Here is an 11,157-nt window from a genome sequence, read left to right on the forward strand (position 1 = left end):
AAGGCGTTTTGTGGAGTCCCGGCTATTTTGCCAGTAGCTGCGGAGGTGCGCCAATATCCGTCATCCGCCAATACATTGAACAACAGCAAACACCTGGTTAGGTGGAAAACCGCGCCTTATATCCCCGCCCTGATTGAACTGCCCCCATAAACCTATTAGTCCGCGATGTGGCCTGAGTCCGGTATTCTACCGGACTCAGGCCCTTTAACTTCTCTTTTACAAACGAGAGGGAAACAACGGTACTTAATACGCCCTTTAGCCAAAATCTGTCTTTTTCTTGATTACCGCTATTTTTTCGTTAAGGCGCATTCTTTATGCTGTATCGATACACCAAAGGTAAGTTAAACAGGGAGTGACGGATGCCAGTGCTACAGTGGGGAATGTTATGTGTTCTGTCACTTCTCCTTTCTATTGGCTTCCTCGCTTTACATCTCCCGGCGGCACTCCTGCTTGGACCAATGATCGCCGGGATCATCTTCAGTATGCGCGGGGTTACCCTGCAACTCCCCCGCTCCGCTTTTCTCGCTGCGCAGGCCATTCTTGGCTGCATGATTGCGCAAAACCTGACCGGTTCGATCCTGACCACGCTGGCGGTTAACTGGCCGATTGTGTTAGCTATTTTACTGGTAACGTTGCTTTCCAGTGCTATCGTGGGATGGTTACTGGTGCGCTATAGCTCACTGCCCGGAAATACAGGTGCCTGGGGCTCCTCACCTGGTGGTGCGGCGGCAATGGTCGCGATGGCGCAGGATTACGGCGCAGATATCCGCCTGGTAGCGTTTATGCAGTATCTGCGGGTACTGTTTGTCGCGGGGGCCGCTGTTCTGGTTACCCGAATGATGCTGGGCGATAACGCTGAAGCGGTTAACCAGCAGATCGTATGGTTCCCGCCAGTCAGCATTCATCTCCTGTTCACCGTCCTGCTCGCGGTCGTTGCCGGTACGGCGGGATGCCTGCTACGTCTTCCTTCCGGCACGATGCTTTTTCCGATGCTGGCAGGTGCGGTGCTCCAGTCTGGCGAGTTCATCACGATTGAGTTACCGGAATGGCTGCTGGCGATAGCTTATATGGCGATTGGCTGGCGAATTGGTCTGGGCTTCGATAAACAAATCTTACTGCGGGCATTGCGTCCGCTGCCGCAAATCCTGCTGTCGATTTTTGCTCTGCTGGCTATTTGTGCGGGTATGGCGTGGGGGCTGACCCGGTTTATGCATATTGATTTTATGACCGCCTACCTCGCCACCAGCCCCGGTGGACTAGATACAGTGGCGGTCATCGCCGCAGGGAGCAATGCTGATATGGCGCTCATTATGGCGATGCAAACCCTGCGCCTGTTCAGTATTTTGCTGACGGGGCCAGCCATTGCGCGGTTTATTTCAACCTATGCGCCGAAGCGAACGGCCTAGTGCTGGCAACCAGGGCACCAGTAAAACGGGCGCGATGACAGCGTGGCTTTCTCAATGGTGCCGCCACAGCGTTCGCACTTCTCGCCATCACGATGAAAAACCTTAAAGCGAAACAGCGCGCCGTGATGTTTATTTTCATCCACCTGCCCCCGCGTAGCGTAAGAAAGTCGCGGAATATCCAATAACGCGTGTGCGAGTGCATCCAGTTGCGCCGCGTTGAGATCTTTCGCTTTATGACTTCCGGTCAACCCAACCTGCCAGAGGATCTCCACGCGCAGATAATTGCCAAGCCCTGCCAGAAACGCCTGGTCAAGCAGTAACCCGGCAAACTGACGGTTACGAAAGCGCGGCGACAATAACCGTTCTTTCACCCCTTCAGGCGTCAGATTCGGGTCGAGCACATCGGGGCCAACGCGTTGTAAGAACGGATGCGTCGTCAGTTGTTCCGGCGTTAACATTTCAATATCAGAGGCGCTATAAAGCAGAATGGTTTTGTCGGCTGTTTGCAGCTTTACCCGCAACACCCGCGTGGTCTGCGGCTCTTCGCCAGTATCAACCACGCGCCAGACACCATAGAGTTGGTTATGGCTATAGAGCGTTAAGCCATCCGAAAAATGGGTCAGCAACGCTTTTCCGCGCGTTTCCACATAAGTGACATGCTGACCAATAAGTTGTGATTGATAAGGTTTTAACTGCGGGAAGGCAAACCAGACATCGGTCAGTGGTTTGCCTTTGATCGCCGCCTCCAGGTTATCCGCTGCACGGCGGATCTCCGGGCCTTCAGGCATGGTGATATCCTTTTTTCATTCTTTGTTCAGAGGGATTATGCTGCGACAACAATCCCCTTTTCGGCAAATGCAGATCGTAGCCGGCGGGCGAACGCCAGTGCGTGTTCTCCGTCGCCATGCAGGCAGACCGTTTGCGCCGCGACCGTTGCCCATTCGCCGGTGATACTTTTGACTCTGCCGTGTTGCACCATCTCCAGCGTTTGCGCCAGCGCCTGTTCTTCGTTTTCAATCAACGCGCCTGGTTGGCTTCGCGGCACCAGCGAACCGTCGGCTTGATAGCCGCGATCGGCAAACACTTCCTCGCGCGTTACCAGCCCATATCGTTCGCCTGCACGAATCAGCTCGCTTCCTGCCAGTCCAACGAGAATCAATGCCGGATCGCAGGCGTAAACGGCTCTGGCGATGGCGTCTGCCAGTTGTGCCTCTTTCGCTGCCTGGTTGTATAACATGCCGTGCGGTTTAACATGACGCATTACGCCACCTTCCGCCCTGGCAATCGCTGCCAGCGCGCCAATTTGATACAGCGTCTGGGCATAAACGGTTTCTGGCGGCAGCTGCATGGCGCTGCGACCAAAATTTTCTCTGTCGGGAAAGCTCGGATGAGCGCCAATAACCACACCATTTTTTATTGCTTCTCGCACGCTTACCAGCATGGTTTGTGCATCGCCTGCATGAAATCCACAGGCAATATTGGCCGACGAAACCAGCGTTAAAAGTTCCGCATCGCTGGAACTTCCTTCGCCCAGATCGGCGTTAAGGTCAATTTTCATTGTGCAGCCGCCACGCTAATTGTTCGAAATAACGTTGCTGATCTTGCCGCGCTTTCAGCGCCTCTTCCAGTGAACACTGGACAAAATGAATCGGCTGACCGAGCGGAATTTGCGCCAGATGGTACATATCAGCCTCAATGATGCAGGCAATGCGCGGGTAACCGCCGGTAGTTTGCGCGTCGTTCATCAACACAATGGGCTGCCCGTTATGCGGCACCTGCACCACGCCTGGCAACAAACCGTGAGATAACAGTTCGCGATCGGTGGTGCGTTTTAAAATTTGCCCCTGTAAGCGATAGCCCATGCGGTTACTTTGCGGGCTAAGCTGCCAGGGCGAACGCCAGAATGCATCCTGCGAGGCGCGATCAAACTCATGATATTCCGGCCCCGGTAAGGCGCGAATCCGGTTGCCCCACAGCAGCTGTTTAACGCCCTGCGCTTCCATAAAATCACGCTTCGCTTTGCCAATGGGGAGTCGGTCACCATCCTTCAGTAAACGCCCTTCCAGCCCGCCAATCCCCACCTTGAGATCGGTGCTGCATGACCCCATCACTGGCGGCACATCAATACCGCCCGCCACCGCCAGATAGCTACGTACACCATGTTGTGGACGTTTAAGCATTAAACGCTGGCCTGCTTTCATCGGCAAGCGCCAGCCAGTCCAGACAGCATTATCATCCAGCCGCGCCTCGCAACCTGCGCCAGTCAGGGCAAACCAACCATCGCTTTCAAACTCAACCGTTAACTGACCGAGCGTGATCTCCAGCGCGGGCGCGTTGGCATCATTACCCACCAGCAGGTTAGCAATGCGTAGCGCTGGCATATCCAGTGCGCCGCAGTGGCTGATACCCGACTGGCGAAAACCGTGACGGCCGCCATCCTGCACGGTGGTATACATGCCCGCACGAATGATTTTCAGCATACTCCCTCCTTCTGCGGTACAAAGCGCACGCTATCTCCCGGACGCAATAAGATAGGTTCGTCACGCGTCGGGTCAAACAGACTGAGCGAAGTATGACCTATCAACTGCCAGCCGCCCGGCGTTGCCAGTGGATAAACACCGGTCTGCGGCCCGCCAATCCCGACAGAACCTGCCGGAACGAGCAAGCGCGGTTCAGCGCGCCGTGGCGTGTGTAGTTGTTCCGGCAAACTCCCGAGATACGGGAATCCCGGTTGAAAACCTAAAAACCAGACCACGTATTCCACGGAGGAGTGCAGTTCAACGACCTGTTTTTCGCTCAACCCACAATGCGCAGCGACCACCGCCAAATCCGGCCCGCCTGCGCCACCGTAAACCACCGGAATTTCGATAAAGCGAGACTCCGGTTCCAGCGCCTCGCTCTCTTCCCACCAGCGTTGCAAACGCTCTATGGCGTCCAGCGCCAGCGTTTCAGGGTTACGCAAAATCACCGTGATATTGTTCATGCCGGGAATAGCTTCAACGACATTCGGCATATCCACCAGACGCTGGGCCAGCCGCCAGATCCGTTTCTGGCTGGCCAGCGTCACCGGCGGCTCCAGTTCCAGCACTACCGCCGTTTCACCTATCAGATAACAACGCGCTCGTTGCACTTTCGATCCCTCTGATTATTCGTTATGCAGGATTAGGAATATCAATAAAGGTCACATCAAGATCGGTATTTTCATTCAACCACTCGCTCAACGCGCGAATACCGCCGCGTTCGGTAGCATGGTGACCCGCAGCATAAAAATGCAATCCCTGCTCGCGGGCTGAATGAATGGTCTGTTCAGAAACTTCGCCAGTAATAAAAGCATCCACGCCAAAACGCGCGGCACTATCAATAAAACTTTGCCCACCACCGGTGCACCAGGCGACGCGCTGTACTACCTCCGGGCCGTTGTCGCCACACCACAACGGCTTGCGTCCCAGACGCGCTTCAATCCATGAGGCCAGTTCCAGCCCCGGTACCGGCATGGTCAGTTCGCCCCACGGCACCAACGGCTCAATTTCGCCCATGACCGTGATCCCCAGTAACGACGCCAGTTGCGCGTTATTGCCCAGCTCAGGATGTGCGTCCAACGGCAGATGCCAACCGTACAGGTTGATATCATTCGCCAACAATGTTTTTAAGCGGTTACGCTTCATACCGCGAATTACTGGCGATTCCCCTTTCCAGAAATAACCATGATGCACAATGACCGCATCAGCGCCCAGGCGTACCGCTTCATCGAGTAGCGCCTGGCTGGCGGTGACACCGGTAACAATTTTTTGCACCGTCTCTTTGCCTTCCACCTGCAAACCATTCGGCGCATAATCACTTATCGCCGCGCTGTTCAATTTCTCGTTAATCAGTTGTTCCAGTTCGGTGTTTTTCATCATTGCGCCTTCCATATTCTGATAGCTACTCCGTTAACATAGCGTTCCCTCGCCTGTTCGTCGATAGCCAATCTTTCGACATATTAAGAAACAAACCCATCGCCAAAAGGCGCAAATTGTTTATCTCATAAATGCATAGTTCATGTATATTTATGCAATCAGACAGCATATTGCATAAATAATCAGATCTGTATCAGAGTTTTAACTTTAAGGAAACACACGCACGCCGCGCAACTATTACGTGGTGTCGCATCCAACCGCGGAATTACTATGAATAAACACGCATCACAGCCGCGCGCTATCTACTACGTTGTCGCGCTGCAAATCTGGGAATATTTTAGCTTTTACGGCATGCGTGCCTTGCTGATTCTCTATCTCACCAATCAACTGAAATACAACGACACCCACGCTTACGCGTTATTTAGCGCCTACTGTTCGCTGGTGTATGTCACGCCGATCCTCGGCGGTTTCCTGGCGGACAAAGTGCTCGGCAACCGCATGGCAGTAATGATAGGGGCATTGTTGATGGCAGTCGGGCATGTGGTACTGGGCGCCAGCGAAATCCACCCGACATTCCTCTATCTGTCGCTGGCGATTATTGTCTGCGGCTATGGTCTGTTTAAATCCAACGTCAGTTGCCTGCTTGGTGAACTGTATGAACCGACCGATCCACGTCGCGATGGCGGTTTCTCGCTGATGTATGCGGCGGGTAACGTGGGATCGATTATTGCCCCTATCGCCTGTGGTTACGCCCAGGAAGAGTACAGTTGGGCGATGGGCTTTGGCCTGGCGGCGGTTGGCATGATCGCGGGTCTGGTCATTTTCTTATGTGGCAATCGTCATTTCACACATACCCGCGGCGTTAACAAAAAAGTACTGCGTGCGACAAACTTTCTCCTGCCGAACTGGGGATGGCTGCTGGTTCTGCTGGTCGCAACGCCTGCGCTGATTACTGTACTGTTCTGGAAAGAGTGGTCGGTATACGCCTTAATTGTCGCCACTATCATTGGTCTGGCGGTACTGGCGAAAATTTATCGCAAAGCAGAAAACCAGAAACAGCGTAAGGAGCTGGGGCTGATTGTGACGCTCACCTTCTTCAGCATGTTGTTCTGGGCCTTCGCACAACAGGGCGGCAGCTCGATTAGCCTTTATATCGACCGCTTCGTTAATCGCGATATTTTCGGTTATAGCGTTCCGACCGCCATGTTCCAGTCGATTAATGCTTTTGCTGTGATGTCGTGCGGTGTGGTGCTTGCCTGGGTGGTAAAAGAGAGCGTTGCGGGTAATCGTACCGTGCGCATCTGGGGGAAATTTGCTCTTGGCCTCGGCCTGATGAGCGCCGGGTTCTGTATTCTTAGCTTAAGCGCCCGCTGGTCTGCAATGTATGGCCACTCTTCCCTGCCGCTGATGGTGCTTGGTCTGGCAGTGATGGGGTTTGCCGAACTGTTTATCGATCCGGTTGCTATGTCGCAAATTACGCGTATTGAAATCCCCGGCGTGACCGGCGTATTAACCGGCATTTACATGCTGCTTTCCGGTGCGATTGCTAACTATCTGGCGGGCGTCATTGCCGATCAAACATCGCAAGCTTCGTTTGATGCTTCCGGGGCGCTCAATTACTCCATCAATGCATATATAGAAGTGTTTGATCAAATCACCTGGGGTGCGCTGGCGTGTGTAGGACTGGTGCTGATGATTTGGCTGTATCAGGCGCTTAAGTTCAGAAACCGTGCGCTGGCGCTGGAGTCTTAATACGCCAACACCGATGCCTGATGCGACGCTTAACGCGTCTTATCAGGCCTGGATGGCCCATTGAATTTGCACTATTTGCCAGGCCGGATAAGGCGTTCATGCCGCATCCGGCATCTGGGCACGAGTCTGTTATTTCCCCTTCCTCGCCGCTTCATACGCTGCCAGCGTTCGTAGCCTCGCCTCTTTGTGATCGACAATCGGCTGCGGATAATCCAGCTTCACACCTGCTTTCTGCGCCCACTTCCACGGCTCATGCACCGCTTTCCCTGGCACATCGCGCAACTCCGGTAGCCACTGGCGGATAAACTCGCCTTCGCGGTCAAATTTCTCGCCCTGGGTTGTCGGGTTGAAAATACGAAAATACGGCGCAGCATCTGTCCCCGTTGAAGCCGCCCACTGCCAGCCACCGTTATTGGCTGCCATATCGCCATCTATCAGTTGCGACATGAAATACCGCTCACCTTCCCGCCAGTCGATCAACAAATCTTTCACCAGAAAACTGGCTGTAATCATCCGTAGACGGTTATGCATCCAGCCAGTGCTGTTAAGCTGACGCATAGCAGCATCGACAATCGGGTATCCCGTTTTGCCTTCCTGCCAGGCCTTTAAATGCGCGGGATTACTCTGCCACTGCACACGATCCGTCCAGGCAATAAACGGACGATGTTTACACAGCGAAGGATAATACGTCATCAAATGGCGGTAGAACTCGCGCCATATCAGCTCATTAAGCCAGACGCTACCCGGTCCGCCTTCCAGCGCCTGCGGCTGTTCCGCCAACAGGCGATGTAAACACTGGCGAGGCGATAATCCACCCGTTGCCAGGCTGGCGGACAAACGACTGGTGCCTTCTACTGCCGGAAAATCTCGTTGTTGCTCATATTCTCCGGCACCGTTCTGGCAAAACTGGCGTAATTGCGCAATCGCCGCTTTTTCTTCCACCGGGAAATGCGCGGTATCGAAAGACTGACGAGGGTAATTCAGCGTAATGGATGGCGCGGGCTCTATCGATCCGCTACTACGAACTTTTGGTGCACCGACGCACTCCGGCATCCCTTCCCGCAACCGTTTCAGCCAGGCGTTTTTAAACGGCGTAAAGACTTTGTACATCTCATGATTGCCAGTCATCACCGCCCCCGGCGGCAGGATCACGCTGTCATCAAATCCTTCACACACCACGTTACGCAGCGCTCTCTCAACCTGCACATCCCGCGCCCGCTCATGCACTTCATACTGATAGTTATAAAACAGGTGGGTAACACGATTTTCCGCGCACACCTGTTTAACAGTTTCGACGCTGGCGACAAAGTCATCCACTTCACGGAACAATAAAGGAATACCTTTTTCCGCCAGCGCTATTCGTAGCCCATTCAGTTGAGCATTGATAAGTTCAGCCTGACGCGGCGACATGTTATGCGTCGCCCACTGGCGTGGTGTAGCGATATACACCGCCAGCACGCGTGCAGACGAATTGCGACAAGCGGCAGCCAGCGCGAGATTATCGTGCAAACGTAAATCCTGGCGAAACCAGACCAGATGGGTGGTCATAAAACTCCTGCATGGCGCAAGTTAATCACACGCGGCCAAAGTCCGAAATAACGCTGCCCTGAAAGCCAGGCGTTAGGATAAAGCGCCATATAGTGTTTGATACGCATCAGCGGCGCAAGAAGCGGTTGCTCGCCACGGCGATAACTGTCGATAAGCGCCGCCAGCTGCTGGCGTTCTGTGGAATCAAGATGCGGGCGAAAATAACCCTGAACGTGCATCAAAACGTTGGTGTGATCGCGCGGGTTGGCGGGGTGAGAAAGCAAAACAATTACGCGTTGGCGGTACTGGCTGTAAAAATCATCCAGATTTTGCCACTGATGAATATCAGCCACGAATGGGCCAAGTTTGCGGTACTCGGGCTGAGAATGGGCCAGAAAGACGAGTTTATAGCGGCTGTGATAATCAAGAAGCGCCCCGCGCGTTAAGCCATGTTCTTTCAGTCGATGTAAGTCATGAAGCGCGAAGATACGGATTAGAGTGCTGTCATCAAATCGTTGCTGATTCATTACTGCTCCTGAGATATTAACAGGAGTAAGTGTAGACGTTGGAAAATGAAATTTGTGAAGTTAATCCTGTTGTAGCAGGGCAAAATTACGAAAGCCCGCTCCCCGCAAGGACTGACGCCGGGTAGTTTCTGTCCATAGCTGCCCTTTCCATTCAAACGTGAAATCAATAAATTCATCAGGGACATCGCAAACAATATGAAGACGGATTTCTTCTCTGCCGTGACTCTTTTCACTAATTGAGTAACTGTCATGCTCTGGATTATTTAATTCTTTCAGCGGAAATTCTTCCTCAAAGGCTTTATTAAGCCGCCCCTGGTTTCCTTTTACAGCGAATAAATAATCACCTCCCTGTTTTTGTATCTTCTCTGCAATATCTTTCTGGCACCCCATCGCATCAGTTGTGATAATTTTTCCTTTAATACCCAACATGTTAAGAAGTTCAGGGATAGCTGTAATCTCATTAGATTTCTCATCCGCCTTGATCTGTCCGATGACCAGACAGTGCATTGTTGAGAACGCACTAATGACATGAATCGCTCCCTTACGGCGACTCTTGTCATAAGAATGCCGGAGCGTTTTTCCATCAATTGCGATGACGTCTTTATCATCTGAAGAATGGCAGTCACGCATCCAGTTAATAAAACACTCGTGAAATTTTGCAGGACTGATACAGGATACAACCCTGGCAATAGTATCGTGAACAGGAATACCATTTTCAAAATCACCATATTGCTTCAAAAAATTGAGATGTGTTTCCCCGAAATCCTCTATATCTTCCCAACCTTCTGCACCAGAAATAACGGCGCAAATAGTCAACAGTAGAATATCTGACAATTTATGCTCCACTTTCCAGGCTTGTCTGTAATCGGGAATAATAGAAATATGTTCCATCAATTTTTTAAGTTCCATTTTGTTCTCCTTAATTATGTAAGGAATATTTGATCATGTATAAGCAATAAAAAACAGTTTTAGGTAATAAGGAATATCTCAATTATTGAACATAAAATGCGAATTATTTAGTACAAAAAGTGTACTTCTGATGATCTTTCCCTGGACGAGATGCTGGAACTGCGGGAGGAACTTTATCAGTTTAAACAGTCAGTTAAGGGGATACGAGACGGGATGTTTAGTGTGCTGAACGAGAATTAAATAATAAAAAAGCCGGGAAGGTTTAATATCTCCCCGGCTTATGAAAATCAACAGTGCAAACGATTTTATAGTTTACCTATCCACGTTCTCATATAATTAACATCTCCATCAAAAATAAATCCTTCTCCGTTATCAGGCAAGAATAATCGACCGGAATCAAATCTTAAAAACAATTCTTTTTTTGCTTTCTTCTGCTTAATGGAAAAGTCATCACTCCAGCTTAATATATCTTCATTGTGTTTTTTTTCATCAGACAAAAAGACTACAACTGAATTTTCCAATTGCTCATAAGAATGATAAGTTTTCTTGAGTGTAATATCGAAATCTAAATCATCAATTATAGTATATGTAATAAATAGTTCATTTCCAGATGATTCAATTGTCCTTTCCACCAATGGTATTGAGCCTAACATCCTATTATCTATTGTATTTCTCATGTAAACCTCACTAAGGAACGATAATTATCCCAGCTTTAGTACCATCACCAAAGATAATATTATAGTGCGGATTATTATCGTGTAATGGGTTTTTAGAATTATGAACAACATCAGACAATGGATTTTTCACATTATATAAATCACCCCGATATGTTCCCGCTGGTTGTTTCCATACATCACTGAATTTGGTGCCACTATAAAGCTCACCAGACCTTGCAGGGAAACTGTCAACATGAGGCCTAAGATCCGGCATGTTATCTAATAATGCCCTTGCTTCGTCAACACTTCTAACCGTGACATCTTTACCATTTCGGAGATCAGATATATTGCGACGTTGTTGAGCATTACATCCAGCTAATCCCAGCGGATCGATCCATGACAGTGGATTCGGCGCATAAGCATAGAGGTTTAATCCGCCTCTCAGCCCTATCGGATCCGTAACTATGAACCGCCCGACATCCGG

12 protein-coding genes and 2 pseudogenes are annotated in these 11,157 nt (G+C 50.9%); 4 read left to right on the top strand and 10 right to left on the bottom strand.

Features of this window, described 5'->3' with window-relative positions:
- Together FEK42_RS21525 and FEK42_RS21535 are read left to right on the top strand one after the other, a co-directional pair.
- Positions 1 to 101, top strand: a 101-nt coding sequence (locus tag FEK42_RS21525; RefSeq protein ID WP_171022645.1) for a transposase, incomplete at its 5' end; no start/stop codon positions are given.
- A gap of 258 nt (positions 102 to 359) precedes the next feature.
- A complete protein-coding gene (locus FEK42_RS21535) occupies positions 360 to 1,406 on the top strand; it encodes an AbrB family transcriptional regulator (RefSeq protein ID WP_135492028.1) in 1,047 nt (348 codons plus the stop codon).
- On the opposite strand, the gene nei is transcribed toward FEK42_RS21535, so the two are convergent.
- From nei to ybgI, 5 genes are read right to left on the bottom strand one after another with little or no spacing between them, the layout of a single operon-like run.
- Positions 1,403 to 2,194, bottom strand: a complete 792-nt coding sequence (gene nei, locus FEK42_RS21540) for an endonuclease VIII (protein WP_138211964.1) — start codon at positions 2,192 to 2,194, stop codon at positions 1,403 to 1,405. The genes FEK42_RS21535 and nei overlap by 4 nt on opposite strands.
- Positions 2,195 to 2,229: 35 nt before the next feature.
- Entirely contained in the window at positions 2,230 to 2,964 is a 735-nt protein-coding gene (pxpA, locus tag FEK42_RS21545; protein WP_138211965.1) for a 5-oxoprolinase subunit PxpA, read from the bottom strand.
- Positions 2,954 to 3,886, bottom strand: a complete 933-nt coding sequence (pxpC, locus tag FEK42_RS21550; protein WP_130210754.1) for a 5-oxoprolinase subunit PxpC — start codon at positions 3,884 to 3,886, stop codon at positions 2,954 to 2,956. The genes pxpA and pxpC overlap by 11 nt, the downstream gene beginning before the upstream one ends.
- Entirely contained in the window at positions 3,880 to 4,536 is a 657-nt protein-coding gene (gene pxpB / locus FEK42_RS21555) for a 5-oxoprolinase subunit PxpB (RefSeq protein WP_130210756.1), read from the bottom strand. Before pxpB ends, pxpC begins: the two co-directional genes overlap by 7 nt.
- 22 nt (positions 4,537 to 4,558) lie before the next feature.
- Positions 4,559 to 5,302: a radiation resistance protein YbgI gene (gene ybgI / locus FEK42_RS21560; RefSeq protein WP_130215061.1), complete on the bottom strand. Its 744-nt coding sequence runs from the start codon at positions 5,300 to 5,302 to the stop codon at positions 4,559 to 4,561.
- A 270-nt stretch (positions 5,303 to 5,572) separates the two neighbouring features.
- On the opposite strand from ybgI, the gene dtpD reads away from it, so the two are divergent.
- Positions 5,573 to 7,054: a dipeptide permease DtpD gene (gene dtpD, locus FEK42_RS21565; RefSeq protein WP_130210758.1), complete on the top strand. Its 1,482-nt coding sequence runs from the start codon at positions 5,573 to 5,575 to the stop codon at positions 7,052 to 7,054.
- Positions 7,055 to 7,183: 129 nt separating this feature from the next.
- Here the strand turns inward: dtpD and phrB are convergent, their stop codons facing one another.
- The 3 genes and pseudogenes from phrB to FEK42_RS21580 form a co-directional block, all read right to left on the bottom strand.
- Positions 7,184 to 8,602, bottom strand: coding sequence for a deoxyribodipyrimidine photo-lyase (gene phrB / locus FEK42_RS21570; RefSeq protein ID WP_135492027.1), 1,419 nt, complete (start codon positions 8,600 to 8,602; stop codon positions 7,184 to 7,186).
- A complete protein-coding gene (locus FEK42_RS21575; RefSeq protein ID WP_135492026.1) occupies positions 8,599 to 9,108 on the bottom strand; it encodes a YbgA family protein in 510 nt (169 codons plus the stop codon). The genes phrB and FEK42_RS21575 overlap by 4 nt, the downstream gene beginning before the upstream one ends.
- Before the next feature lie 141 nt (positions 9,109 to 9,249).
- Positions 9,250 to 10,017 (bottom strand): annotated as a pseudogene (locus tag FEK42_RS21580) (ISAs1 family transposase); the annotation flags it as partial.
- A gap of 144 nt (positions 10,018 to 10,161) precedes the next feature.
- On the opposite strand from FEK42_RS21580, the pseudogene FEK42_RS23115 reads away from it, so the two are divergent.
- Positions 10,162 to 10,257, top strand: a pseudogene (locus tag FEK42_RS23115) (toxin SymE, type I toxin-antitoxin system family protein); the annotation flags it as partial.
- Positions 10,258 to 10,322: 65 nt separating this feature from the next.
- On the opposite strand, the gene FEK42_RS21590 reads toward FEK42_RS23115, so the two are convergent.
- Positions 10,323 to 10,694 carry a hypothetical protein gene (locus FEK42_RS21590; protein ID WP_105225149.1) on the bottom strand — a complete coding sequence of 124 codons (372 nt, stop codon included), beginning with the start codon at positions 10,692 to 10,694 and terminating at the stop codon, positions 10,323 to 10,325.
- Positions 10,695 to 10,704: 10 nt separating this feature from the next.
- Positions 10,705 to 11,157, bottom strand: a 453-nt coding sequence (locus tag FEK42_RS21595) for an RHS repeat-associated core domain-containing protein (RefSeq protein ID WP_138211966.1), incomplete at its 5' end; no start/stop codon positions are given.

Source organism: Escherichia sp. E2748 (assembly GCF_005781125.1).
GTDB lineage: Bacteria > Pseudomonadota > Gammaproteobacteria > Enterobacterales > Enterobacteriaceae > Escherichia.